This window comes from Breoghania sp. L-A4 (genome assembly GCF_003432385.1).
In the GTDB taxonomy this organism is placed as follows: Bacteria; Pseudomonadota; Alphaproteobacteria; order Rhizobiales; family Stappiaceae; genus Breoghania.
Genome location: NZ_CP031841.1, coordinates 4,115,495 through 4,140,028, shown reverse-complemented (window position 1 = coordinate 4,140,028; position 24,534 = coordinate 4,115,495). Strand labels below are relative to the sequence as shown.

Annotated in this window: 21 protein-coding genes; 11 read left to right on the top strand and 10 right to left on the bottom strand. The window is 65.3% G+C overall.

The window, feature by feature from the left end; all coding sequences use genetic code 11:
• Positions 1-3: 3 nt before the first annotated feature.
• The 6 genes from D1F64_RS18930 to D1F64_RS18905 form a co-directional block, all read right to left on the bottom strand.
• Complete coding sequence (locus D1F64_RS18930; RefSeq protein ID WP_117413686.1) at positions 4-1,341, bottom strand: NADP-dependent malic enzyme; 1,338 nt, start codon at positions 1,339-1,341, stop codon at positions 4-6.
• Between the two features lie 74 nt (positions 1,342-1,415).
• Positions 1,416-2,123, bottom strand: coding sequence for an aspartate/glutamate racemase family protein (locus D1F64_RS18925; protein ID WP_117413685.1), 708 nt, complete (start codon positions 2,121-2,123; stop codon positions 1,416-1,418).
• Positions 2,123-2,962 (bottom strand): ABC transporter permease, encoded by an 840-nt coding sequence (locus D1F64_RS18920; RefSeq protein WP_117413684.1) that lies wholly within the window; start codon positions 2,960-2,962, stop codon positions 2,123-2,125. Before D1F64_RS18920 ends, D1F64_RS18925 begins: the two co-directional genes overlap by 1 nt.
• Before the next feature lie 4 nt (positions 2,963-2,966).
• On the bottom strand, positions 2,967-3,836 hold the full coding sequence (locus D1F64_RS18915) for an ABC transporter permease (RefSeq protein ID WP_117413683.1): 870 nt from the start codon (positions 3,834-3,836) through the stop codon (positions 2,967-2,969).
• A 113-nt stretch (positions 3,837-3,949) separates the two neighbouring features.
• Complete coding sequence (locus D1F64_RS18910) at positions 3,950-5,242, bottom strand: PotD/PotF family extracellular solute-binding protein (protein WP_117413682.1); 1,293 nt, start codon at positions 5,240-5,242, stop codon at positions 3,950-3,952.
• 123 nt (positions 5,243-5,365) lie between these two features.
• Positions 5,366-6,376, bottom strand: coding sequence for an ABC transporter ATP-binding protein (locus D1F64_RS18905; RefSeq protein ID WP_248304514.1), 1,011 nt, complete (start codon positions 6,374-6,376; stop codon positions 5,366-5,368).
• A gap of 245 nt (positions 6,377-6,621) precedes the next feature.
• On the opposite strand from D1F64_RS18905, the gene D1F64_RS18900 reads away from it, so the two are divergent.
• The gene (locus tag D1F64_RS18900; RefSeq protein ID WP_117413680.1) at positions 6,622-7,365 is read left to right on the top strand and encodes a GntR family transcriptional regulator; all 744 of its coding nucleotides are present in this window, start codon (positions 6,622-6,624) and stop codon (positions 7,363-7,365) included.
• Positions 7,366-7,398: 33 nt separating this feature from the next.
• On the opposite strand, the gene D1F64_RS18895 is transcribed toward D1F64_RS18900, so the two are convergent.
• Positions 7,399-7,698, bottom strand: coding sequence for a hypothetical protein (locus tag D1F64_RS18895; RefSeq protein ID WP_117413679.1), 300 nt, complete (start codon positions 7,696-7,698; stop codon positions 7,399-7,401).
• A gap of 527 nt (positions 7,699-8,225) precedes the next feature.
• On the opposite strand from D1F64_RS18895, the gene D1F64_RS18890 reads away from it, so the two are divergent.
• Positions 8,226-8,447 (top strand): hypothetical protein, encoded by a 222-nt coding sequence (locus tag D1F64_RS18890; RefSeq protein ID WP_117413678.1) that lies wholly within the window; start codon positions 8,226-8,228, stop codon positions 8,445-8,447.
• Positions 8,448-8,545: 98 nt separating this feature from the next.
• Here the strand turns inward: D1F64_RS18890 and D1F64_RS18885 are convergent, their stop codons facing one another.
• Together D1F64_RS18885 and D1F64_RS23570 are read right to left on the bottom strand one after the other, a co-directional pair.
• A complete protein-coding gene (locus D1F64_RS18885) occupies positions 8,546-9,832 on the bottom strand; it encodes an ATP-grasp domain-containing protein (RefSeq protein WP_162901652.1) in 1,287 nt (428 codons plus the stop codon).
• A complete protein-coding gene (locus D1F64_RS23570; RefSeq protein ID WP_162901651.1) occupies positions 9,829-12,150 on the bottom strand; it encodes a DUF1631 domain-containing protein in 2,322 nt (773 codons plus the stop codon). Before D1F64_RS23570 ends, D1F64_RS18885 begins: the two co-directional genes overlap by 4 nt.
• Positions 12,151-12,885: 735 nt before the next feature.
• Between D1F64_RS23570 and D1F64_RS18880 the strand changes: the two genes are divergently transcribed.
• The 5 genes from D1F64_RS18880 (at position 12,886) to D1F64_RS18860 (ending at position 19,274) form a co-directional block, all read left to right on the top strand.
• Entirely contained in the window at positions 12,886-14,391 is a 1,506-nt protein-coding gene (locus D1F64_RS18880; RefSeq protein WP_117413677.1) for a radical SAM protein, read from the top strand.
• Between the two features lie 39 nt (positions 14,392-14,430).
• Entirely contained in the window at positions 14,431-15,738 is a 1,308-nt protein-coding gene (gene hemW / locus D1F64_RS18875; protein WP_117413676.1) for a radical SAM family heme chaperone HemW, read from the top strand.
• 138 nt (positions 15,739-15,876) lie between these two features.
• On the top strand, positions 15,877-17,334 hold the full coding sequence (gene amrS, locus D1F64_RS18870; protein ID WP_117413675.1) for an AmmeMemoRadiSam system radical SAM enzyme: 1,458 nt from the start codon (positions 15,877-15,879) through the stop codon (positions 17,332-17,334).
• Between the two features lie 28 nt (positions 17,335-17,362).
• Positions 17,363-18,016: a corrinoid protein-associated methyltransferase CpaM gene (cpaM, locus tag D1F64_RS18865; protein ID WP_117413674.1), complete on the top strand. Its 654-nt coding sequence runs from the start codon at positions 17,363-17,365 to the stop codon at positions 18,014-18,016.
• Between the two features lies 1 nt (position 18,017).
• Positions 18,018-19,274: an HgcAB-like fusion protein gene (locus D1F64_RS18860; RefSeq protein WP_117413673.1), complete on the top strand. Its 1,257-nt coding sequence runs from the start codon at positions 18,018-18,020 to the stop codon at positions 19,272-19,274.
• Between the two features lie 337 nt (positions 19,275-19,611).
• Here D1F64_RS18860 and D1F64_RS24860 read toward each other — a convergent pair whose 3' ends face one another.
• Positions 19,612-19,950: a hypothetical protein gene (locus D1F64_RS24860; protein WP_248304840.1), complete on the bottom strand. Its 339-nt coding sequence runs from the start codon at positions 19,948-19,950 to the stop codon at positions 19,612-19,614.
• Here D1F64_RS24860 and D1F64_RS18855 point away from each other — a divergent pair.
• The 4 genes from D1F64_RS18855 to D1F64_RS18840 are packed head-to-tail and all read left to right on the top strand — an operon-like array spanning position 19,870 to position 24,324.
• Positions 19,870-20,883 carry a M14 family metallopeptidase gene (locus D1F64_RS18855; protein WP_248304801.1) on the top strand — a complete coding sequence of 338 codons (1,014 nt, stop codon included), beginning with the start codon at positions 19,870-19,872 and terminating at the stop codon, positions 20,881-20,883. The two genes, D1F64_RS24860 and D1F64_RS18855, sit on opposite strands and share 81 nt — an antisense overlap.
• Entirely contained in the window at positions 20,883-21,689 is an 807-nt protein-coding gene (locus D1F64_RS18850) for a hypothetical protein (protein ID WP_117413671.1), read from the top strand. The genes D1F64_RS18855 and D1F64_RS18850 overlap by 1 nt, the downstream gene beginning before the upstream one ends.
• Complete coding sequence (locus D1F64_RS18845) at positions 21,686-23,425, top strand: alpha/beta fold hydrolase (RefSeq protein WP_117413670.1); 1,740 nt, start codon at positions 21,686-21,688, stop codon at positions 23,423-23,425. Before D1F64_RS18850 ends, D1F64_RS18845 begins: the two co-directional genes overlap by 4 nt.
• Positions 23,425-24,324 carry an alpha/beta fold hydrolase gene (locus D1F64_RS18840; protein ID WP_117413669.1) on the top strand — a complete coding sequence of 300 codons (900 nt, stop codon included), beginning with the start codon at positions 23,425-23,427 and terminating at the stop codon, positions 24,322-24,324. Before D1F64_RS18845 ends, D1F64_RS18840 begins: the two co-directional genes overlap by 1 nt.
• Positions 24,325-24,534 lie beyond the last annotated feature (210 nt).

Genomic DNA, 24,534 nt, shown 5'->3' with positions numbered 1-24,534 from the left:
GGATCAATCCGGCAGGGGCGCGATGCAGCCGCCGTCGATCAGCGCGTCCATTGCCTTGCGGGCAGCCGTAATCGCGGTGACCGCCTGGTTGAAGAGATTGTCCGCGTCGAGCACGATGCGGGCGGCGCCCTCGCGGCACGCGGCCACACCGGTCGCGGCGGCGACGCTTGCCGCGACATCGATCTCGTCGGCGCGCGGAAGCAGCGCGGTTTCCGACAGGCCGGCGCGCCGTCCGCACTGCATCAGCGCATGCGCCGCGGCCCGCGCCATGCCGTCGCTGATCCTGCGCGCACGGACATCCAGAACGCCGCGAAACACGCCGGGAAAGGCGAGGCAGTTGTTGACCTGGTTGGGGAAATCGCTGCGGCCGGTGGCGATGATCGCGACCCCCGCCGCTTTCGCCGCCTCGGGCAGGATTTCCGGCACCGGGTTGGCGCAGGCAAAGACGATGGCCCGCGCCGCCATTCCCGATACGGCCTGGGCCGGGATCGTTTCCGGCCCGGGTTGGGAGAACGCGATGCAGACGTCCGCCCCGCGCAGCGCCTCGGCGATTCCGCCGGTGATGGTCTCGGGGTTGGTCTCCTCGCAGACCTGCCATTTCTCCTGAAAGGTGTCGCGCGCGTGGCTGATATCGGCGCGGCCGCGATGCAGGATGCCCCGGCTGTCGCAGGCGATGAACTGTTCGCCCGAAAGGCCCTCGGCGCGCAACAGCCTGTAGACCGCCATGTTGGCCGCGCCGATGCCGATCAGCGCGATGCGCACGCTGTCCATCCGCTTGCCGGTCACCTCCAGCGCGTTGAGCAGGGCCGCCAGCACCACGGTCGCCGTGCCCTGCTGGTCGTCGTGCCAGACGGGCACCTCGCAGTTGCCGCGCAGATCGTCGAGCAGGCGGAAACACTTCGGGGCGGAGATGTCCTCGAGATTGATTGCGCCGACGCTGGGCGCGATGGCCCGGGCGAAGGCGGCAATTTCCTGCGGCGCTTGCGGGCGGATGCACAGGGGCACCGCGTCGATGCCGCCAAAATGCTTGAACAGCAGCGCCTTGCCTTCCATCACCGGCAGGCCCGCTTCCGGTCCGATGTCTCCGAGCCCGAGCACACGGCTGCCGTCGGAGATAATCGCGATCGTATTGGCGCGATTGGTCAGCTCATAAACGTCGTCGGGATTGCGGGCGATCGCGCGCGACGCGTCCGCCACGCCGGGCGTGTACCACAGCGCCAGATCGCCGTAGGAGCGCAACGGCGCCTTGGCCATCATCTGGATCTTGCCGCGATAGGCGCGGTGCAGGGTCAGGGCGCGCGGGGGTGCCGCAGCGGCTGCTTCCGCCTTGTTCGACGCCATCGGTCCGTTCCTTCCGCTCATTGGTTCCGCCGGCTCGATTGTGGCGCAAAGGACGGGAAGAACCTTGATACAGGTCAGGCGACGGGGCGTGTCTCCGCTGGCGCGAAGGACGCCGGCGCGGAAATGCCCGCGCCGTGCAGGGCTTGCGCGAAGGTGACGGCGGCGGCGACGCCGTCGATCACCGGCAGGCGGAATTCATCGCTCAGGGAGCGCGCCAGATCGGCCATGCCGGCGCAGCCCAGAATGATCGCCTGTGGGGCATCCTCCGTGATCGCGGCGGCGATTTCCCGCGCGATGCGGCCGCGCGCGCCGCTGCGCGGGTCTTCCAGATCCAGCACCGGCACGTCGGAGGCGCGCACCCGGGCGCAGCGCGCGGCAAAGCCCGCGTCCGCGATATTCGCCTCGATGACCGGCAGCGAGGCGGCCAGCGTCGTCACCACCGAGAAGCGCTGTGCCACCAGCATCGCGGCGTGGTAGCCGGCCTCGCCGATGCCCAGCACCGGCACAGGAGAGCGCGCCTTCAGCGGCCAAAGCCCGGTGTCGTCGAAACAGGCGATGATCACCGCGTCATAAGTCTCGTCCGAGGCCATGGCCGCGTCGAAGAGCGCGAAGAGTCCGGGAAGCGCCGCCGCCCCGTCTTCCGCGCCCTGGATCGCGGCGGGACCGGTGTCCGGATTGACCGCGGTGATCCGCGTGTCCTGGCCCGCGACCGCCTGCGCCGCTGCGCCGATCTTGTCCGTCATGGAGGCGGTGGTGTTCGGGTTGACCACCAGGATGTGCATCACACGAGCCCCTTGCCGGCGTCCGAGCCCAGTCTGGTGCGGCGGCGGCGCAGGACGACGCCGATCGTCAGGAACGAGCCGATGATCACCAGGGAAAACAGCGTCGTCAGCGTGCCCAGCGCGTAGAGCACCGGCGAGGTGACGTTGGTGGTCATGCCGAAGATTTCCAGCGGCAGCGTGTTGTAGGACCCCGCCGTCAGCAACGTGCGGGCGAATTCGTCGTAGCTCAGCGTGAAGCCGAAGAGCGCGATGCCGATCAGGCTCGGGCCGATGATCGGCAGCACCACGTGGCGCAGCGTCTGCCAGGCGTTCGCGCCGAGATCGCGGGCGGCCTCCTCATAGGAGCGGTCGAAGCGGTTGAAGACGGCGAACATGATCAAGAGGCCAAACGGCAGCGTCCAGGTGAGCTGTGCGCCGAAGCCCGAGGTCGCCCAGTGCACGTCGAGATCGAGAATGTTGAAGATCAGCCCGACGCCCAGGGAGACCAGGATCGAGGGAATGATCAGGCTGGCGATGATGACGTAAAACAGCACGGTGGAGCCGCGGAAGCGGTTGCGGAAGGCCAGCCCGCCCATCACCGAGAACACCACGGTGACGATCATCACCATCAGCCCGAGCGCGAAGGAGCGGCGAAACGACCCCCAGATGTCGCCCACCGCCTGCTGTTCGAACAGATCGGCGAACCAGTGCAGCGACACGCCGTTCATCGGGAACGTCAGCCCGCCCTGCGGGCCCTGGAACGATAGCACGCCGATGGTCAGGATCGGGCCGTAGAGAAAGATCACGAACAGCGCGAAGAAGGCTGCCAGAAGATAGAAGGAGCGCGGACGCGGTTCCATGGGTTCACAGCTCCTTGCGGATGTCGACGAAGCGCATCATCACCGCGATCATGATCAGCACGGTGCACAGCAGCACAACGGAGCTGGCGGCGGCGGAGGGGTATTGCAGCAGCGCGATCTCGTTGGAGATGAGGCGGCCGACCGAGGCGCTCTGGCCGCCGGACATGTGGCGCACGGTGATGAAGTCGCCCATCACCACGGTGACCACGAAGATCGAGCCGATCATGATGCCGGGTTTGGTCAGCGGGATGATCACGTTGGTGAGGATTTGCAGGCTTGAGGCGCCGGCGTCGCGCGCCGCCTCGATCAGCGATTTGTCGATGCGCATCATGGTGTTGAAGATCGGCACCACCATGAAAAGCGCGTAGAGATGCACAAACGCCAGCACCACCGCGAAATCCGAATACAGCAGCCATTCCAGCGGTTCGTCGATCACGCCCATGCCGATGAGCGCGGAATTGGCGATGCCGTTGCGCCCCAGGAACGGGATCCAGGAGATCATGCGGATGATGTTCGACGTCCAGAAGGGGATGGTGCAGACGAGAAACAGCGCGATCTGCACCGACAGCGAGCGCACGTGGAAGGCGAGGAAATAGGCCACCGTGAAGCCGATCGCGGTGCAGAAGATCCACGTCAGCGCCATGAACTTCAGCGTCTTCAGGTACGTCGCCCATGTCACGTGCGACGTCAGGTGGAAGGCGTAGTTGTCCAGGATGAAGTCGGGAAAGAACGACCACTCGTTGTAGTTCCAGAAGCTGACCACGGTGATCGTGGCGATCGGCAGCAGCAGGAAGAAGGCCAGCACGCAGGCCAGCGGCGTGACCAGCAGCCAGCTGACTTTTTCCGCGCGGGAGATCGGATCGGTTGTCTTCATCGCCTGGATTTCGCTTCCTGGATGCGGTGAACGGTGAGGCGCTTCGGCGGGCGGGCCGAAGGGCCTGCCCGGACGGGAGGCCGGGCAGGCGGGGCGGAAACGTGTTCAGGCGGTTACGCCGCGATGAACTCGTTCCATTTGCGGACCATGTACTGGTTCTCGTCCATCACCGCGTTCCAGCAGGCGACCGAGCCCATGCGGTCGTAGAAGGAGCCGCCGTCGCGCACGGCGCCGGCCTTCTCCATGACGTCGCCGAAGGGATTCTTGATCTCGCCTTGGGCCGGCTTGCCCTCGAACCAGAAGCCCCACTCGTCCTCGCTCATGTAGTTCTTGGAGGTCTCCGGCACGGCGGAATAGTAGCCCTGGCGCATCAGGAAGCCGCCGACCCAGCCGTCGAGGTACCAGTTGATGTACTCGTAGGCCGCTTCCAGCTCGAGGCCGGAGAGGTTCTTCGACAGGCCGAGACCGCCGCCCCAGGAGCGGTAGCCTTCCTTCAGCGGCTGGTAGACGCAGGGAATGCCCTTCGAGCGCACGGCGGTGATCGCCGGCGACCACATGGACTGGATCACCACCTCGCCCGAGGCCATCAGGTTGACGCTCTCGTCGAACGACTTCCAGAAGGCGCGGAACTGGCCGTTCTTCTTGGCTTCGGTGAAGATGCCGAGCGTCTTGTCGATCTCTTCGCGGGTCATGTTGCCCTTGTCGGGATACTTGTATTCGCCCATCGCCTCGACAACCATCGCCATGTCCATGATGCCGATCGACGAGATGTCGAGGATCGACGCCTTGCCCTTGAACTCCGGGTTCAGAAGCTCGGCCCATGTGTCGATCGGACGGCCGATGAGGTCGGGGCGGATGCCCAGCGTATCGGCGTTGTAGATGGTCGGGATCAGCGTCATCCAGCCGGATTCCTCGGCGACGAAATCCTTGCCGTCCGGACCCGACGTGAAGCCGACCGTGTGCGGCGCGGTGCCCTGGGCGATCACGCTTTCGGGGGTCAGCTTGCCGCTCTTGAACGTGCCGACGATCTTGTCGTAGTTCTTGATCTTGGAGGTGTCCATCGCCTGCAGGTTGCCCGCGCCCCAGACCTTCTTGCAGATCCAGTACTCGATGTCGGCGATGTCGAAGCTCTTGGGCTGGGTGGCGGCGCGCTGGGTCACGCTGTCGGAATCGAGCGCCGTCATCTCCAGCGTGAAGCCGAGGTCTTCCTTCACCTTCTGCGCCACTTCATTGAGGTTCGACACGCCGGTGCCGAACTGGCGCAGCGTGACGTCCTTGATGTTCTGCGCCCAGATGGTCGGGAAGCCGGTCACGGCGCCGGAGCCGATGGCGGCGCCCGTGATGGCGGCGCCGCCCTTCAGCATGGTGCGGCGGCTGAACGTTGTCTTGTCGTTCCCTGTCGTCATGGCTCTTGCTCCTGTTTTCTGCGGTTCGGCCCGTGATGCCTTGGGGCCTGGGATGATCTGGTGTCGGTGAAGGGTCCCGGTGCGGGATGGCCCCCGGCCGCGCGCGGCCGGAGGATTTTGCGGTCAGGCCGCAAGCGGGTGGGCGTCTTCCGGTTTCCAGCTGACGAAGACGGAAGCGCCCGGTTCCATGGGGTTCTTGAAGAACGCGTCGTCGGGCAGCGTGGCGGTGAGGTCGCCCGCCGCGCCCGCGTCGACGGAGAGATTGACCGTCGTGCCCAGATACTCGATGCCGCGCACGGTGGCCGCGAGCGCGTCGCCCGCCCTGGTCTGGGCGACGGTGAGCCGGTCGGCGCGGATCGCCTTGGGTCCGGAGGCGTCGTGCAGGATGTTGTGGCCGCCGATGAAGCGGGCCACGAATTCGGTGCGCGGGGCGTTGAAGACCTCGTGCGGGGAGCCCGCCTGCTCGATGCGTCCCGCGTTCATGACGATGATGCTGTCGGCCAGCGCCAGCGCCTCGTCCTGCGAATGCGTCACGTGCACAAACGAGATGCCGAGTTCGCGCTGCAGCCGCTTGAGCTCCACGCGCATGCGGATGCGCAGGAACGGATCGAGCGCGGACAGCGGCTCGTCGAGCAGCAGGGCGGAGGGCTCGGTGATCAGTGCGCGGGCCAGAGCGATGCGCTGCTGCTGGCCGCCGGAGAGCTGGTTGGGAAAGCGCGCGCCAAACTCCTGCATGTCGACGAGTTCGAGAAGCTCGTGCGCGCGGGCCAGCCGCGTCGCCTTGGGCGTGCCCTTCATCTTCAGGCTGAAGGCCACGTTGTCGGCGATCGAGAGATGCGGGAACAGGGCGTAATTCTGGAACATCATCGCGGTGCCGCGCGCGGCCGGCGGCAGATTGGTGATGTTCTTGCCGCCCAGCAGGATGTCGCCGGAGCTGACATGCTCGTGGCCGGCGATCATTCGCAGCGTCGAGGACTTGCCGCAGCCCGACGGCCCCAGAAGACAGGAGTAGGTGTTGGCCTTGAAGCGGTGGCCGATCGCCTCGACCGCCAGCGTGTCGCCGTAGCGCTTGGTGGTGGCGACGAGCTCCAGTTCCATGTTCTGCCCCGAACTTTGCATCGTGGATGTGGTCATTGGCACGCGCACGCCCCTCTGGTGACTGACAGGGCGAGGGGTTTGCAACCGCCATGCCAGAATGAGCGGGCCTGTAAGATTTTGTATTTGTTGAATTTTATTTTCCAGGGCAGCAATTGCCCGCATGCGTGCACAATTTTTGCTCATATCGAATACGAAATGCACAAATTTTGTATACGATTTAGATTGTGCGGCGCGGAGGAGGTGCTATATCGAATTCAGGCAAGAGTGAAAGCGAGACCATCATGTCCCTGGAGGCGGTACGGGAGGCTGCGGCGCTGGTGACGGCGCATGGCTTCGAGGAGGCGTTTTCGCTGCCCCCCGGACGGGCGCTGGACATCTGCCTCAACCTGCAGCGCGCCATTCTGGAGCACCGGCTCGGCCCGGGCACCAAACTCTCCGAAGATGAAGTGGGCGAGATTTACGGCGCCTCGCGCACCGTGGTGCGCGCAGCCCTTCAGGCGCTGGCGCATTCCGGCCTTGTCGCGATCGAGCGTAACCGCGGCGCCTTTGTCTCGAGGCCGACGATCCGCGAGGCGCACGAGGTGTTCGAGGCCCGCGCGTTGATCGAGCCGCGCGTGGCGCGCACGGCGGCGCAGCTGATGACCGACGACGACGTCGCGCGTCTGAAGGCCCATATCGATGCCGAGCATGTGGCGCTGCACGCCGGCGACATGGGCAAGGCGCTGTCGCTGTCGGGGCTGTTTCACATCGCCATCGCGGATATCGCGCAGCAGCAGATCTTCGCGCGCATGGTGCGCTCGCTGATCTCGCGCTCGTCGCTGATCATCGGGCTCTACTGGAAGCGGGCGGACACCGCCTGCGAGAGCCATTCGCATCATGCGCTGATCCAGGCCTTCGCGGATCGCGACGCGACCCAGGCGGACGAGCTGATGAAGAGCCACATCGTCGATCTGCACTCGGGCCTGGATCTCGTCGAGAAACCCAGCCAGGCGCTGCCGCTGGCGCAGGTGCTCGGACCCCGGTGACAGCGCGCCGATGCGCGCCGGCCCGCCCGCGCGTCAGTCGCTCGTGTCGGTCAGCCGGTGGGCGGCGGTTGAATCGAGATCGAGATCGTAGATCGCCTTGAGCTGGGTGATGCGCTTCACCGCGCCTTCGTCAAAGGCGCAGTCGCCTTCAAACGAGTGCAGCACGATGCCCTCGATCAACTCGCCGACGGAAATGTCGTAATATTCGGCGATCGCCTTCAGCACCTTCAGAATGCGCTTTTCGATCCGCACGCCGGTCTGCACCCGGTCAACCGTGATCTTCCCCGTTGATGCGCTCGCCGGTTTGCGTGCGGGCTTTTTCGTCTCGGTCATCGCGTGCCATGCCTTGCTTGCTGTCGGCGTTCCGTCCGGTTGGCGTGCCGCCGGCTGGAAAATGTGAAATCCAAATCAGAAGTCACAACAGACTGCTGACAACGTCTCGGGTTCTCCCGCTCGTCATACGCGGGTTTGTCCCGAGTATCCATAAGCCGTTGAAAACATGGATCCTCGGCACAAGGCCGAGGACGACGATCGACGGACCTCGGTTTTATCAGCAGCCTCAAAATTCAGCCTGTCGTTTCAACCGTCTGTAACACAGATCGCGGCGATCGTCAGGCACCGGGCTTGTTCGCCGGCCGGCGGGCGCGCGTTCCGGGGGCCGGCGCGCCGTGATTGACCGGAATCGAATATACTGTTACTTATGTACCAAGGTAATGCCGATGGTGTCGGCGTGCCTGCTTCGGGGACGTCGCGTCTGCGGAGCCTGCCGGCAGGGCCGTTCCGGCGCGGACCGGCGGGCATCGGGCGGGTTTCCCGCGGCCCTTGTTGCTATTCCCCTATTTCTGCACGGAGGACGTGTTATGGCGAAAATTTCCGATCTTCATCAGTCGACCCACGATGCTCTTCTGAGCACGCTGGAATCCTATCACGAGGAACTCGCGCGCATCAGCGCGGCCGAGGAACGTCTCCAGCTTCAGCGCGGCATCGTGAAGGCGACGGCCGCGGCCGAGCTTCAGGGCATGTCCGACAAGCTGCGCGTTTCCAACGAGCATGTCGGCGCGCTCGTGGCGGCCTGCTGGTAACGTGATCAGGGCCTCCCGGGGCAACCGGGAGGCCCCGTTACGGACCGGGCGGGTCGGTATGGCCCGCCCGTTTTGTCATCGTCGCGCATTACCCCGCGTCATGCGCCGTCCTCGACGACGAAGACGAGGTTTTCGCGGATCCAGCAGTACCCGGCTTCGGCGTCCTCGGGCGCGGGGCCGCCGACCACCGCCAGGCCGCACAGGTCCTTGAAGGTTTCCAGCTTGCGCACCGGCTGGCCCGGCGCCACGTCCAGCGCCAGCCAGACCAGATCCTCGCGCTGTTTGAGCGCCTCCAGCCCTTTGATTTCCTTGAGCGTCCCGCTCTCAGTGGCGTAGAGCGCCAGCAGCGCGTGCCAGGCCTCGGGCGGGCGCCTGCGGGTGCTGACGAACCGGCCCATCGCCAGATCGATGTTGATGGTCATCAGATCGATGCCATAGGTGCGCTCGATGATCTCGACCGAATGCTGCCCCGGCGTGCGCGCCGCGCATTCGATGATGAAGGGCTGGCCGTCGCGCAGGTGCACTTCCGCGTGGAAGATGGTGTTCTGGACGCCAAGCGCCGCGACGCATTGCCGGGCGATGCCGGCGAGCGCGTCGCTTTCCGCCTTGGTGACGCGGGCGGGGATATAGTGGCCGATGACGAGAAAATTCTCGTTGGTGATCTTCTCGCAGAAGTTGAGCACCTCGACGCGGCCGTCCTGCACATAACCCTCGACGGTCAGTTCCCGCCCGCCGATGAACTCCTCCACGATCACCTTCTGCGCCAGATCGAAGGCGACCTGCAGCCCGCGCCGGTTCTCGACGATCGTGTACCAGGCGTTCTCCAGCTCCTCACGGCTGCGCACGCGGAAGACGTTGAAGCTCGAGGCGTAGTCGACCATCTTGACCATGCAGTCGCCGCCGAACGCCTCCCAGGTTGCGAGCGCGTCGGGGAGGCTTTCGGCCGTGCGGTAGCGCGCGGTGGGAACGCCGCGCTCGATCAGCCGGCGCTTCATCGCGGATTTGTCGCGCTGGCAGTCCGCGTCCTCGGGCGTGGCGTAGTTGAAGCCGAGCGCGCGGCCGAGCCTTGCTGCGGCCGGGACGGGGAATTCGTCGCCCGCGATTACCCCGGCGATGCGCCCGCGATAGGGCTCCAGAAGACGCGTCAGCGTGTCCGGATCGGGCGAGTCGTAGGGCACGAAGACATCGGTCCAGGCCTCGTCGTATTCCGGAACCCGCTGCTTGTAGAGCGCTTGCTCCGCCCGATAGGCGTCCGGATCGGCGCTCATCACGATGGTCTTGTACCCCATCTCGCGCGCGCTGCGCAGGTAGCGGAAGTGCGCGGTGCCGGGATCCAGTATGGCGATGAAGCTGTCGGGCCGTTGGGCCGCGTCGGGTGTCGTCATGGCGTCTGACCTCTTTGGACGTGGCGCACCTGGGCGCGCATCTTCTGGCTGAGGAAATACAGATCCATCGCGTCGGTCATGGCGAAGAACTGCATGGAGACGACGTCGTCGGGAAAGCCCTCGGGGAAGTGGAAGGTGGCGGTGCGCTCGATCTCCTCGCCCGGCGCCAGCGTCGCCTCGCCGATGTTGCCGTCCGCCTTGATGCCGAGCTGTCCCCAGGCGTTGAAATGCAGGCAATAGCCGATGCCCAGCGGGTCCTGCGTGCAATTGGCGATGGTGAAGGTCTGCCGTTGGGTGGGCGCGGGCAGGGCCGCGACGGTGGCGAGCGCGATGGTGGCGGTGGGCTCGGCCGGAACGTCGGCGATGATGCCGCATTGGTTGCACACCCACAGCCTGCGCGGCGGGAAATGCAGGCAGGTGTCTTCGTAGCGCCAGCAGGTGGTGTGCTCTGCGCAATGCGGACAGACGCCGTCGGCCCGCGGGCCCGCGCGCGCGATGTGCGGATAGGCATGGGCGTAGCGCTGGCTGATCCAGACCCGCTTGTGTTCCAGTTCCTCGAGCATGGCGCGCAGGGAGGCGCGGCGCAGGCTCTTGAAATCGGCAGCCACGAGCGCATCGATGTTGCGCACCATCGACTGGCCCATGGCCAGTTCGACCGGGCGGGGAAAGCCGGCGGCTGCGCGCAGGAACGACAGGATGCTGGCTTTCGCGCACCTTGCCGCGCGGTTGTCCAGCCCGATCTCGGAGATCAGCGACAGGCGGTTCAGCCGGCCCAGGATGTCGTCATGGTCGACCGGCCCCAGGCGCGCGGCCTGCTCGACGCGAAACAGCAGCGGGCCCTTGGGGAGCCGGTCGCGGGCGAACAGCGTGATTGTCAGCGCGCGGGCGGCGGGGCGCGGGGTCAGCGTGTAGAAGATGTCGGGATCGCGCAGCGTCTCGCCGAGCGGCTCCAGCGCTAGCGGCGGCAAGGGTCCGTCTGTATCGTCGGGATCATACGCGATGGTGGTTTCGAGCGCCGGCGCGCCGTTCGAGCGCAGCTCCAGGACAAGCCCGCCCGGCTCGGGCGCGACCCGCGCCGCAACGATGGGGTCTTGCGCGGCCATGGTCAGTTCCGGATCGCCGAGCACCAGATAGGCGGGATCGGGCAGCGTGCCGTTGCGCGCCCTCTCGTTCAGCCGCCGGGCGATGCCGCCGAGCGAAAATCCGCCCTTGAGCAGCGCGCCGGCCAGCAGAATGAGGCCTTCGTTGAACTGGACGTGCTTGAAGGGCGCGAGCACGCTCGCGGCCATGCCGTCGAGAAGGCTCATAAGCAGATTGACGCCGGGCGGCGCCAGGCCATCGGCCAGGGTGAAGGCGTCGCAGCTGAGCAACAGTAATGCGTGGGCGGGGATCTCGCGGGCCGCGAAGCGGTTGTCATAGGGGCAGTTGCGCGTGCAATCGAAGCCGGAGGGATCGGGCGCGGCGTTGGCGCCGCACAGCACCTCGTCGTCCATGTGATCGAGATGCATTTCGTTGCCGTGCGCGCCGATGACGTAATATTCCATCGGCGTCATTGCCGCGGCCGGGATCGGTTCGAGATCCGGCGGCCGCATCAGGCTCTGGCCGCCGGCATGAAAATCGCGATGCATCAGCAGCCGCGCGACGATGCCCGACGCCTGCTTCGCCGAGCGTCCGGACAGAATTCCGAAATCGGCCGGCCCGTCCGCGCCCTGGCTCCATGCCAGCAGCGCCTGCAGGCGGCTCTTGGTGAAATCGTGGCGGTCAGACGCCAGCATGACCGACGCCGGGCGCTGTCCGGACAGTTGCGGTTCCAGGTCCTCCAGCGTCTCCAGCGTGATCAGCCGCCTGCCGGTGGCGTCGGCATAGAGGGCGGCGGGCAGCGACAGGGCGCTGTTGCGGTTCACGATCATGAGCCTGGCGCCGTCGATGCTGGGCGACGGCGCGGGCGGCCTCTTGGCGCCCGTCGCCGCCGCGTCGAAGACGATCGGGCGGCCGGTCTCGAGCGAGCGCATGAGCGCGTCCAGCAGAGCGGACGGCGGGGCGTCGGGGGCAAGGCTGATCGGGGTGGCATCGCTCCATTCGAGCTGCGCGGCCAGAAACCGGCCGCGGTCCGCCGGATCCGCGCCGCGCACAATCTCGGAAAAGGCGGTCAGAGCACTCCCGTAGGGACGCAAGGCGGCCTGCAGCCGGGCGGCCCCGGAGGCTGAACTCAACAGCGGATAGCAGGCGGCGGCGTCGCAAAACGCACCCAGCCTGCGATGGGCGCTCGCGGCCAGCGCGTAGTCGGACAGCGTGTCGGCCCAGATGATCCGGTTCATTGCGCGACTGCCTTCTGCCGAGGCCTGACGTGATGCGATCTCTCTTGAAGCCGGCGCCGGCATGGGGCGCGGCGGCTGATCGCGGCCGGAGCGCCTTTCGGGCGGCGCGGCAAAGCGCCAAGGACATGTCAAATGGCGAGGCGATCATGGCAAGCTTAGCGCATGGTTTAAATCGCGTCCATTTGCAGTGGCCTGTATGTCTTGTCGAGGAAACGGATAATTTCTTCTCATCGATAGTTGTTATGAGAATTTTCTCAGCAGTCCCGGGTGTCTGTCTCGTGAATTCTCGAAAACACAACATTTCCGAGAATCCGTGATTTTGTCAACCCATGGTTGTCGCCTGACGGGAAACCGTCGCGCACGGGTGGCCGAACGCGGGCCGGACGTCTCGCGCGCGCACCGCGGGTGCCGCCTTGCCGGGGCCTTCATCGCGTACTGCAACCGCCCGCCGCCGCGGCCGCCCGAACACGCTCCAGATGCGGTCGCACGTGCCGCGCCCGGGCGCGGCTCCAGCGGGGAGGTTTCTCTAAAAGCTTATCTATTTCATATAGATGAAACGCTGGCAGAAGCGTCACCGCCAATTTTAACCGTGCCAGATTGACAGAAGCAATTTTAAGCTGCATCATCAGTATAACCTAACTTAAGGTTGTAAATATATAAATTAGTTTTTCAAACGCGCCCCTTTGCAGCGCGTCTGCTCGCTCGGTCGAACACCTGAAAAGTGTGAGGCACGCCATGGGCATTGAGCCCCGAAATTTTGAGATCGTCACTGTCGATCCGGAAACCGGCGGCACCGTTTTACTGGACAGTGAGTCCCATCGTCTTTTCACGATCTCGAACGCCCTGCGCGACCAGTTGACCCGCGACAACCCGGTCTGGCCGGAAGAGGCCGAGGCGGAACTCGAGAGCCTGCGGGCCTCCGGGGTGCTGGCGCCCTACAACGCCCGCGCGCTGTCGAAGGCGGATCCGCTGGCCGGCGCCAATCTGGCGCTGAACATCAATCTCACCGCCTTCTGCAACCTGGGCTGCACCTACTGTTTCGCCGAAGGCGGCGACTACGGCCGGCTCAAGGGCAAGCTGTCGAAGGACGTGGACGTCGACGCCATTGTCGCCTTCATCGAGGAGAAGACACGCCCGGGCGAGACCGTGCGGTTCGAGTTTTTCGGCGGCGAGCCCTTGATGAATTTTCCGGTCATCGAGGAGCTGTGCGCGCGCTCGCTGGAGATGCGCGCGCGGCTGGGCATCGAGTTCATCTACCGGGTCTCCACCAACCTGACGACGAAGCTGACCGGGCGCGAGCTGTCGCTGTTTCACCGGTTCCGGTTCATCGTGTCCGTGTCCATCGACGGCGGCGCGAAGACGCACGACCGCAACCGGCCGCGCAAGTCGGGGCGCGGTTCGCAGGAGGCGATCGCGCGCAACTGCGAGCAGGTGCGCGCGGCGTCCGAGGACATCACGCTGGTGGCGCGGATGACCTACGTGCCCTATCCCGACTCCTCGCTGGTCGAGGACATGCGGCATCTCTACGACATGAACATTTTCGACTGGTTCCAGATTCTCCCGGCCGCGGTGGCGGAGGAAAACCACGCCGCCGTCTATGGCGACGCGGCCTTCGACACCGCGGATCTGGAGGACCGGCAGGCACCTTACAACGCCAAGATCGAGGCCGAGTTCGAAGCGCTGCACGACCGGTATCTCGATCTGTTCACGCCCGCAAACCGCTTCAAGGGGATCCTCGAGGTGGAAACGGTGATGCGGATGATCCTGGACGGCGAGTTCGCCAACGGCTTCTGTTCCGGCGGGCGCAACTATTTCACCTTCTCGCCCGACAAGTCGATCATGCCGTGCCACCGGCTGGTGGGCGACGAGGGCTTCCAGGTCGGCGACTTTCACGCGGGCGTTGATGACGCCAAAGTGGCGGCCTGGCGGACGGGCGTCAACGCGCAGCCGGTGTGCTCGCGCTGCTCCATCCGCTACATCTGCGGTGGCGGCTGCAAGCAGGAAAACACCATCGCCACCGGCGACATCAACGCGCCGGATCCGGCCAAATGCGCCTTCCAGTTCGCGCTCGTGCGCAGCGCGGTCCGGATCATCGCGCGTGGCGGCGAGGCCCTGCGCGCACGCGACCGGGGCCGCCTGAGCGCGCTCTTCGTCTCCTGCGGCCGCCCGATGATGCCCAACAATCGCAAGCATGCCGGCAGCCCGGACACGTCGTTCGAGCATTTGCGTCTGCTTGCCTGAAACCGTTTCGAATTCAGCTCTTGAGCGGAGGTGTGATCCATGTCCGATGCATCAGAGAAATATATCAGACGTAACATTCATACGTATCCGTTCAAATATACCTACAGCGAGTTCAACGATTTCTTCAAGATGCAGGACGCATCGATCTATATCCATATCCCGTTCTGCTCGACCAAGTGCCATTTCTGCGACTACACCGTCTACGTGAACACAAAGCTCGACCTGCGCGAGCAATACGTGCAGGCGCTGTGCGTCGAGATCGAGCGGTTTCCGGACAATCCGGTGTTTCCGCGCTTCGAGATCAAGGCGATCTATTTCGGCGGCGGCACGCCCGGGCTGTTGTCGTCGGAGCAGCTGATCCGCATCCTGGAGGCCGTGCGCGGCACGTTCGATGTGGCGGCGGACGCGGAAATCGCCATCGAGTTCGACCCCAGGAGCGTCGAGCAGGAGAAGGTCGACGCGCTGTTTGACGCCGGCTTCAACCGCTTTTCCATCGGCATCCAGAGCTTTGATGAGAAGATCCTCAAGGATACCAACCGGCCGCATGGCCGGGAGGATATCGACAAGGCCGTCGACATCATCCGCAACTCCGGCTTCACCCATGTGAATGTGGATCTGATCTATCCGCTCATCGGGCTGACCAGCGAGATCTGGGAGGATTCGGTCAGGCGCGCCATCGATCTCGAGTTTTCCTGCATCACCGCCTATCCGCTCGAGGTCTGGACCAACACCGCCTACCACAAGTGGATCGTGGCGCGCGGCATGAAGCTGCCGAAGATCGCCGAGGAAAAGGCCATGGCGCTGACCGCCTTCAACCTGCTGGAGGCGGCCGGCTATGTGACGGGCAGCACCTCGGGCTACTACCATCCCGACCGGTGCAGGATCTATTGCCGCTTCCTCGACTACTACTGGCGCACGTGGCCGATGATCGGTTTCGGCGTGTCGTCCAAGTCGGCGATCCAAGAGTTCATGTACACCAACATCACCGACATCAAGGACTACATCGCGCGCATCAATCGCGGCGAGCCGGTGCTGGATTTCTCCACCTATCTGTCCAAGGACCAGGAAATGCGCCGGGTGATGATCCGGGGGCTGAAGGTCGGCAACGTCTACAAGGACGATTTCCAGGCGCGCTTCGGCGTGCCGATGAAGCTGGTCTACGGCGAGATCATCGATGAACTGGCGGCCGAGGACTATCTGGTCGACGGCGAGTACGACGTGCATCTGACGCGCAAGGGCCAGCTTTACTCCAACGCGGTGTGGGAGCGCTTTTATACCGAGGACGACCTGCGCCCGCCTAGGGAGGGCGAGGTCAACTTCGGACTGTCCGAACTGATACTCGATTAGGCAAGCCTGCCCCGGAATTGACCGGGCGGAAACGGGTTGCCCGACGGGATCCATCGCAAGGGACGTCATCACGCCGCACCCGGGCTGGGAGCGGCGGCGGGTCCCCTTGTCCCAGGTGTGGCGTGAGGGAGTGTGACCATGAATATCATCCCGGAGGTCCAATGGACGCGCGAACACGCGCCGGCCGATTTCTGGCAAAGGGCCGAGGGCACCGCGGACGGCGTGGTGTGCAAGCTCAGCCCGCGCAATTGCCGGATCGCGCCGGGCAAGATGGGCAAATGTGGCGTGCGCGGCAACGTCGGCGGGGAGCTGCGCACCTTCAACTACGGCAAGTCGGTCGAGGCGACGATGGAGTTCATCGAGACCGAGGCCGTCTACCACTACCGCCCCGGCGCGCGCATCCTCAGCCTGGGCAACATCGGCTGCATGATGTCCTGCGACTTCTGCCAGAACTGGAAGACCTCGCAGGTTCGCCATCTCAACCCGCACGACGTGAAGCACTACAGCCCTGAGCAGATCGTCGAGACCTGCCTTGCCACCGGCATCGGCGTGATTTCCTGGACCTACAACGATCCCGTCGTCTGGCACGAATTCGTGGTCGAGACCTCGAGGCTGGCGCAGGCAGCCGGTATCCGCACGCTTTACAAGTCCGCCTTCTACATCGAGGAGGCGCCGGTCGACGAATTGATCGGCTGCATCGACATCTTCTCCATCTCGCTGAAGTCGATGGACGACCGCTTCTACCGCAAGTTCACCGGCGGCACGCGGCTGCAGCCGGTGCTCGACCGCATCAAGCAGGTGCACGCCTCCGGCCGGCATCTGGAAATCAGCCAGCTCATCATCACCGGCCGCAACGACAACGCGGAGGAGATCGGCCGCACCAACGACTGGGTGCTGGAGAACCTCGGCGACCGGGTGCCGCTGCACTACGTCGGCTTCCACCCCGCCTATCTCTATGTGAACACCACCCGGACCGATCCGGAAATCCTGCTGATGGCGCAGCACATGGCGCGTCAGGCGGGCATTCGCTTCTGCTACGTCGGCAACACCTTCAAGGATGGCGTGTCGGACACGCGCTGCGCCTCGTGTGGCGGAACGCTCGTGCGGCGCTACGGGCTGGATGCGGAGGTGGTCGGCATCGCGCGGGACAACACCTGCATGTATTGCGGCGCACCGACCCCGATCACCGAGCCGCATGACGACACGGGCCTCGCCGCCGCAGCTCCGCTTTCTCTTGATAACGCGGGCGCCACGCGGACGGATTTTACCTGGGTGGCGGAATCCCAGTCGGCGCATATCGAGGCGCGCCAGGCGACGAATGGCGCCTCGCCGCCGTGTGCGATCAGCGTGACGCGGCTCGGCGCGGAAGCATTGCCGCCGCAGACCTACACGCTGGGCGGCGCGCTCAAGCGGATCATCGTGTCCAAGCAGCACGATCAGGAGACGGGTATCGCGGTGCAGGCGCCGCCGGGCGTCGAGATCGTCATCTTCCCCGTGCTCGACCGGGCGCATTTCCCCACATCGACGGAGTTGAGCGGCGAGTTGCGCGGCTACCGCGACGCGCGCGCGGCGCCGGCCGCCGGGGAGAGGGTCTGAAGCGCCGCGTCTGTCCGGGAGAACGACGATGCTGATGTACAGTTGGATGGTCTGGGTCGAATACGCGCCCGAGCGTTACGACTGGTCGGTCAAGCTTCTGACCGGCGGCAAGATCGACCGCATCAAGACCGAGATCGCGAACCGCGTCCGCCCCGGCGACCGGGTGCTGGACATCGGCTGCGGCACCGGCTCGCTGGGCGTCAAATGCGTGAACAAGGGCGCCACCGTCACCGGCATGGACATCTCCGAGAGCATGCTCAAGGAGTGCCGCAAGACGATCGCGAAGAACGACTGCGCCGACCGCTTCACCATCATCAAGGACAGCGTCACCGACCTGCCCAAATATTTCGAGCCCGAAAGCCTCGACGCGATCGTCTCCACCATGGTGGTGGGCGAGCTGTCACGCGAATACCTCGACTACATCTTCCGCGATTGCCGCACGATCCTGAAAGACGGCGGGCGCATCATGATCGCCGACGAGGTGTGGCCGGAGAACAGGGCGCTGCGGGCGCTCTACCGGGTGGTCATGGCGATCATGTGGGTGCCGCAGTTCGCCATCCTGCGCCGGGCCTGCTTCCCCATCAAGGACCTGCGCGGCGTCATCGAGGCGGCGGGCTTTTCCATCGAGGAGACGAAGAGACTGCCGATGTCCTCCTTCCAGCTCATCGTGGGGAGGAAGTGACATGGCGGGCCGGATCTGGGGCATGATCAAGCTCAGGTTCTACGAGATCTTCCACGTGCTGTTCCGGCATTTCAATTTCCCCTGCGAGCTGGGCCTGCGCGAGATCGGCCGCCCCGACGAGCATTCGCCGGTCTTCTTGAGCGGCAACTACACGCTCACCGTGCACCGGCTGCTCAAGCGCCTCTCCGGCATCGACTGCTACCTGATCGTCGCCAACTCCAAGGGCTCCAACGTCTGGTGCGCGGCCGGCATGAACGAGTTCAACGAATTCGACATCATCGACGCCATCAACGTCTCCGGCATCAAGGACAAGGTGCTGGCGCGGCGGATCATCGCGCCGCCCTATGCCGCGCCCGGCGTCAACGCCAAGGAGGTGCAGGCGCGCACCGGCTTCAAGCTCGTGTGGGGGCCGACCCATTTCGATGATCTGCCCGCCTATATCGCCGGCAACTACCGCCGCACCTCGGAGATGACCCGCGCCCAGTTCGGCTTTTGGGACCGCATGGAGCAGGCGGTCTCCACGGCGCTGGTCTACGCCATGACGATCTTCTTTCTGATCTTCTTCTTCCCCGCCTACACGCTGATCACCATGGGGCTGATCCTGCTGTTCCATCTCACCTGGTTCGCCCTGTGGGACGTGCTGCCCGAGGAGCGACTGTGGCTGAAGACGCTGAGCCACTTCGGCGTCGGCGTCGCCGGTCTGGCGCTGGTCGGCCTGTTCCACGACTTCACCTTGAGCGAATTCGCCATCTGGACGGCGACGATTGGCGGCGTGGTGCTGCTGATTTCGCTCGACGGCTGCGGCAGCTCGACGATCTACAAGACCACGCCGCGCCACTGGATCACGAGGGGCGATTACCGCAGCCACTTCGAGCCGATCATCGATCCGGTCAAATGCACCAGCTGCTACGACTGCGTCTACGTCTGTCCCAAGGGGGTGCTGGCGCGGCTGCCCAAGGGCCCCGCCGTCTCGGTCCGCCCCGACGATTGCATCGAGTGCCTGGCCTGCGTGAAGAGCTGCCACGACGACGCCTTCTACAACCGCTCGCAGCAGTGGAAGGGCGACGTGAAGAGCATCGACGATTTGCAAACCATCATGACGCGCGACTGGCATCATCTCGAGGACGAGATGAAGTGGATCAACGCGCCGACGAAGTACGACAAGGTCATGCTGGTGGTGGACACCGACGCCATGGAGGCGGGGAAACGCACGCCGCCCGAGGCCTACATTCGGGAGCCGGCCGATGCGGTGGCGTGAGGCACAACCGGACGCGCGCCCCACGACGGATGGCGGCACCCCCTCTCCCATGGGGAGAGTGTGGGGTGAGGCGTTGTCGGGGAGGCGGTCCCTCGCTGTCCTTGGAGCAGGGTCACCGCAAGTGGCTTCGCGGCGAACGGCTCGCCCCCTCTCCCATGGGGAGAGGGTTGGGGTGAGGGGATCAGCGCTCTCCTGGATACGTCGAGTTTTTCACCCCTCACCCGGCGCATGCGCGCCGACCTCTCCCCATGGGAGAGGTTTGTCGGGCGCTGACCTCCGGGCGAGCGAACACCACCCTGCGCAGTCATCCCGCGATGTCCAGGCTTCGCCCCGATTGTCATCCCGGGCGAGCGAAGGCGAGACCCGGGACCCAGTAACCGACAGCCCGCGCGATGACCCGTCGCCACAACGAGGCCGAGAACCAACGGCAAGAGCCGAGGGGCCGGCGGCTACTGGGTCCCGGCTCGGAGGCCGGGATGACAGCGCGGTTGGAGCGGCGGTTTCGGCGATCCGACATGCGCGAGGCGCGCCCCGGACCACAGGCGATGAGGTTTCCGATTTCCACCCCACCTTTGAGGCCGCCCGCGCGGCGTTCCTGGATCTTTGCCGCGATCTGGATCTGCGCGTTGATCACCTGCCCATCGGCGGCGCCGATGACGTCATCGACGTGGCGCACGCGGGCGATCTGACGTCGCCGCGCAAGCTGGTCGTCACCAGCGGGCTGCACGGCATCGAGGGCTATTGCGGCAGCGCCGCGCAGATCGCGTTTCTGCGCGCGCGGGCGTGGAGCCTCGAAACCGTCCACGTGCTCGTGGTGCACGTCATCAATCCCGCGGGCATGAAGGCGCGCCGCCGGGTGAACGGCGCCAATGTCGATCTCAACCGCAATGTCCTCGACCATTCAGCGGTTGACCGGACGGTGGACGCCCGCGCCGCCGCCATCGATGACTGGGTCAACAGCGTGGGAAAATTCCGCGCGCTCGGCGCGTTCTGGATGCCGGTCTTTTTTCTCAGGCTGATGGGCCTGGGCGGCATATCCGCGCTGAAGGAGGCGCTGGCGGGCGGTCAGTTCGTCAACCCAGACGGGCTGTTTTACGGCGGTGACGCGGTGCAGCCCGAGATCCGCGCGCTTGCGGATTATCTCTCGGGCATGCTTGGCGAAGGCGCGCTGGACAAGGCGATTTTCGTTGACCTGCATTCCGGCATCGGGAGCTACGGTCAATGCCAGTTGCTCGCCACCGCGGCCGATGTCGCAGGCGCCGAGGCGATCTTCCGGACGCCGATCACCATGAGCCACGCGGGCGACGACGCGCTCTACAGCGTGCGTGGCGATCTGCTCACCGGTCTGATGCGCGGGATCTCATGCCGCGATCTCTGCGGCGTTACCTTCGAGTGCGGCACGGGGCCTGCGCTGCGCACCTTCCTGGCGCTGCGGCTGGACACCATCGCCCACCGGCATTTCGCGCATGACCCGGCGTTGCTCGCCAGGGCGCGGGCGCGGATGACGCGGGCTTTCTGCCCCGACGATCCGCGCTGGCGGCAAGCCTATGTGGCCGGCGCGGCCCGCTGTCTGGACGATGCGGTGCGCCATCTGAGCGGAGAGGCGTGATGTTTACGGGCGCGGAAAGGATCCCGTTTCGCCGCTACGAGCTGGTGATCCTGCGCGACGCCAAGGCGTATCGCAATGAGCTGCGTGCGCTCGAGGACGAGATCCTGACCATCGCCACGCTGTCGCGCGGCTGGGACGGGAGCCACGTCGCGCGCATGCGCGCCATCTTCAAGATCTCACCGCTGTATCTCGCAACCGCGCTGGCGCTTGTCTTCGAGGACGGCGTCTTCAAGGGCATCGCCGGCTGCGACACGGACTTCGACTGCGGGCCGGGCAGCGGCATAAACGGCACCATCGTGCATCTGTGTTCGATGAACTTCTCGCGCGACATCCAGGGCACGGGGCTTCTGTCGTTCCTGTTTCTCGCCCTTCTCGAACAGATCTCCGGTCTCGTCGCGCGGCACGGCGACACGGTCTATGTCACCTCGATTTCGCAAAGCCCGCTGGTCTACTCCATGCTGGGGAAGCTCGCGCATGTCTATCCCAACGCGCGGGACATCCCGCCGCCGGACGTGATCCGCGTGGCCCGCGCGGTGGTCGACAAATACGACCCGGATGTGACCTTCGAGCCCGAAAACCTGATCCTGCGCAACGAGTGCGACTTCTTCTACAACCCCTTGCCGCAAGCGCCCGATCGCCGGATCAACGATTTTGTCCGCTCGAAACTGGACATTGCGGCGGGCGACGTCTTCGTGCCTGTCGGCAGGAGCTCGGCGGCGCGTCTGAACGCCTATGGCGCGCGGTTCCGCGCGCGCTTCGCGTCGCGCCAGCAAGAGCGGCGCGCGGTTGCCGCGGGAGGGTTATGATGGCGCTGAGCGAGACGTACCGGGAATCCTTTTCGCGCAACATCGGCATCCTGCGCGAGGCCGAGCAGGAGCGGCTCGCGCGCGCCACCGTCGCCGTCGTCGGCACCGGCGGCATCGGCTCCAACTGTCTTGTGACGCTGGCGCGCATGGGCGTGGGCAACTTCAATATCGTTGATCCCGACACCTTCGAGCTCGCCAACATCAACCGCCAGGCGGGCGCCGACAGCACCACCGTGGGCGCGCGCAAGGTCGATGTGGTGGAGCGTGAGATCCTGGCCATCAATCCCGACGCCAGCGTGCGGACGTTCGCGGAGAAATTCTGCGACGCCAACGCCGATGCCGTTCTGGGCGATGCCGACATCTGCATCGACGCCATCGATTTCTACGCCATCGAGGATCACCTGAGGCTGCATCGCGCGGCGCGCGCCCGCGGGCTCTACATCCTCATGGGCTCGCCCGTCGGCTTCAGCGCCTCCATGCAGGTGTTCGATCCCGACGGCATGGACATGGAGACCTTCTGCGGCATCACGGACGACATGCCGCCAATGGAAAAGCAGTTGCGCTACGCCTGTTCCGTCGTGCCGAAGCTGGCGCACATCAGCTACTTCGATGTGTCAAAGGGCGACTCCAACACCGACTTTCTCCGCGGCACCGGCCCATCCATCGCCTCCGCCTGCCTGATGGCGGCCTCGCTGGTGGCGAGCGAGGTCGTGCTGATCCTGCTTGAGCGCCGCAAGCCGCGCGCCATTCCCTACATCTTCCAGTTCGATCCCTACACCCACCGCTACGAGAACGACTATCTCGATGGCGGCATGACGCACTACGATCCCAGCGAGGTGCTCGAGAGCATCCCCGACCGCGGCTCGCTTGTCGCCAACATCTTCGATCATTTCTACCGCAAGGTGCATGCCGAGCGGCTGCCGCTCAGCCACGGCGGCTCGCTGTGCTACCGCACCGAAGGCGAGGGCCCGCCGGTGCTGTTCCTCTGTCCGGTGGGCACGGACACCAGCTTCTGGTCGCGCCAGTGCGGCACCCTCAACGACGCCTTCCGGCTGATCACCGTCGACAACCGTGGCGCGGGGCGCAGTTCCGCGCTGCCCGACAGCGCGAACACGCGGGACATGGCCGGCGATGTCATCGCGCTGCTTGATCATCTCGGCGAGCGTGGCGTCAGCATCGTCGGGCTGGCGCTGGGCGGGCTGATCGCCCAGCAGGTGGCGTTGCTGCGCCCGGATCTCGCCGGCAGGCTGGTGCTGGTCTCGGCTTACGAGACGGCCGACGATCTGATCCTGAGAACCACGGCTGCGTGGCGGGAGAAGGCTGCGCGCGAGGGCATGCAGGCGCTGTTCGACGAGACGATCCCCTGGGTGTTCTCCGAGGACTATCGGGGCGAGAGGGCCGACGAGCTCTACAAGCTGAAGACGTTTTACCGGGTCAACCGCCAGGACGCGGCGTCGTTTTCCGCCCAGACGCTGGCGGGGAACACGCACCGGCCCGCACACCCGCTGTCGGAGATCGCTTGCGAGACGCTGATCATCCATGGTGAGCAGGACCGGCTGGTGCGGCTGCATCACGCAGACGCGCTGCAGCGCGCCATTGCGGGCAGCGAGTTGGCGCTGATGCGCGGCGGCGCGCATTTCATGAACTGGGAGATGCACGAGGCCTTCAACGATGTGCTGCGCGGCTTTCTCAGGCGCGAAGGCGTCGCCGCGCCGCAGGCGGCGCAAAGGGGGTAATGATGTTCCTGCCGCGCAATCTTTCCGGATCGCGGGTCGCCAAGACCGATCTCCACGCGGGGGGATTCCGCGACGAGATGTACCCTCATGCCCAGACCGTGAGCCTGGACGGCTTCGAGATCTGCTATCGCGAGGCCGGTGAGGGCGAGACGATCCTCCTGCTGCACGGCATCCCGCTGTGCATGACCACCTGGCAGGCGGTCTTCGCGCCGCTGTCGCAAAGCCATCGGGTGGTGGCTGTCGACATGCCCGGTTACGGCCGCTCGTCGAAAACCGGCGAGGACTATTCGCTCGACGCCATCGCCGGCAGGATCATCGCGCTGTGCGCCGCGTTGCGGATCGCGCGGGTCCACGTGGCGGGCAGTTCCTTCGGCGCGGCGGTGGCGATCACCATGGCCCTGCGCGCGCCGGATCTCGTCGGCCGGCTGATCATCGTCAACAGCGTCGGGATCGCCGGCGGCGCCCATTCAATCGAGAAGCTGGTGCGCAGCGGGCTGATCCGCTGGGCGGTCGCGGGGCTGTTGCGCCGGCACGGCACCGGCAAGGCGATCTTCCGCTCCAAATTGAGAAAATCCTACGCCGCCACTGTGCCCGACGCGGCGCTGGTCGATCACTGCTACGGCCTGCTGCTGCGCGATCATGGCGAGCGCGCCTTTCTCAAGACCCTGCGCCAGTTCTCCGAAGGCGCCCTGCAGAAGCGCCTGCCGGAATTGCGGCACACGGTGCTGTCGGTCTGGGGATCGCGCGACGGCGTGCTGCCGGTGAAGAACTCGGTCAACATCCAGATGCGGCTGGCCGATTGCTGGTCGGTGATCCTGCCCGACGCCGGTCACCTGCCGCACGAGGAGCGACCCGAGGCCTTCGTCGCGCTGGTGCGCCGCTTTCTGGCGATGCCGTGAGTCGCGGGGAAATATTATTCGTTGAAAAAACCAAGAAACTGGCCGCATCCGCCCCCTCTCCCATGGGGAGAGGGTTGGGGTGAGGGATGTCCGTGGGCGCCGCCGATCCTTCGAGACGCCGTCTGCGACGGCTCCTCAGGATGACGTTATCGTGTTGATATATTTACAATATTTCCACCTCATCGACGTCATCCTGAGGAGGCCCGAAGG

Coding starts and splice junctions, on each gene's coding strand:
- D1F64_RS18930 (WP_117413686.1), bottom strand. CDS start 1,341: ATGGCGTCGAACAAGGCGGAAGCAGCCGCTGCGGCACCCCCGCGCGCC.
- D1F64_RS18925 (WP_117413685.1), bottom strand. CDS start 2,123: ATGCACATCCTGGTGGTCAACCCGAACACCACCGCCTCCATGACGGAC.
- D1F64_RS18920 (WP_117413684.1), bottom strand. CDS start 2,962: ATGGAACCGCGTCCGCGCTCCTTCTATCTTCTGGCAGCCTTCTTCGCG.
- D1F64_RS18915 (WP_117413683.1), bottom strand. CDS start 3,836: ATGAAGACAACCGATCCGATCTCCCGCGCGGAAAAAGTCAGCTGGCTG.
- D1F64_RS18910 (WP_117413682.1), bottom strand. CDS start 5,242: ATGACGACAGGGAACGACAAGACAACGTTCAGCCGCCGCACCATGCTG.
- D1F64_RS18905 (WP_248304514.1), bottom strand. CDS start 6,376: ATGACCACATCCACGATGCAAAGTTCGGGGCAGAACATGGAACTGGAG.
- D1F64_RS18900 (WP_117413680.1), top strand. CDS start 6,622: ATGTCCCTGGAGGCGGTACGGGAGGCTGCGGCGCTGGTGACGGCGCAT.
- D1F64_RS18895 (WP_117413679.1), bottom strand. CDS start 7,698: ATGACCGAGACGAAAAAGCCCGCACGCAAACCGGCGAGCGCATCAACG.
- D1F64_RS18890 (WP_117413678.1), top strand. CDS start 8,226: ATGGCGAAAATTTCCGATCTTCATCAGTCGACCCACGATGCTCTTCTG.
- D1F64_RS18885 (WP_162901652.1), bottom strand. CDS start 9,832: ATGACGACACCCGACGCGGCCCAACGGCCCGACAGCTTCATCGCCATA.
- D1F64_RS23570 (WP_162901651.1), bottom strand. CDS start 12,150: ATGAACCGGATCATCTGGGCCGACACGCTGTCCGACTACGCGCTGGCC.
- D1F64_RS18880 (WP_117413677.1), top strand. CDS start 12,886: ATGGGCATTGAGCCCCGAAATTTTGAGATCGTCACTGTCGATCCGGAA.
- hemW (WP_117413676.1), top strand. CDS start 14,431: ATGTCCGATGCATCAGAGAAATATATCAGACGTAACATTCATACGTAT.
- amrS (WP_117413675.1), top strand. CDS start 15,877: ATGAATATCATCCCGGAGGTCCAATGGACGCGCGAACACGCGCCGGCC.
- cpaM (WP_117413674.1), top strand. CDS start 17,363: ATGCTGATGTACAGTTGGATGGTCTGGGTCGAATACGCGCCCGAGCGT.
- D1F64_RS18860 (WP_117413673.1), top strand. CDS start 18,018: ATGGCGGGCCGGATCTGGGGCATGATCAAGCTCAGGTTCTACGAGATC.
- D1F64_RS18850 (WP_117413671.1), top strand. CDS start 20,883: ATGTTTACGGGCGCGGAAAGGATCCCGTTTCGCCGCTACGAGCTGGTG.
- D1F64_RS18845 (WP_117413670.1), top strand. CDS start 21,686: ATGATGGCGCTGAGCGAGACGTACCGGGAATCCTTTTCGCGCAACATC.
- D1F64_RS18840 (WP_117413669.1), top strand. CDS start 23,425: ATGATGTTCCTGCCGCGCAATCTTTCCGGATCGCGGGTCGCCAAGACC.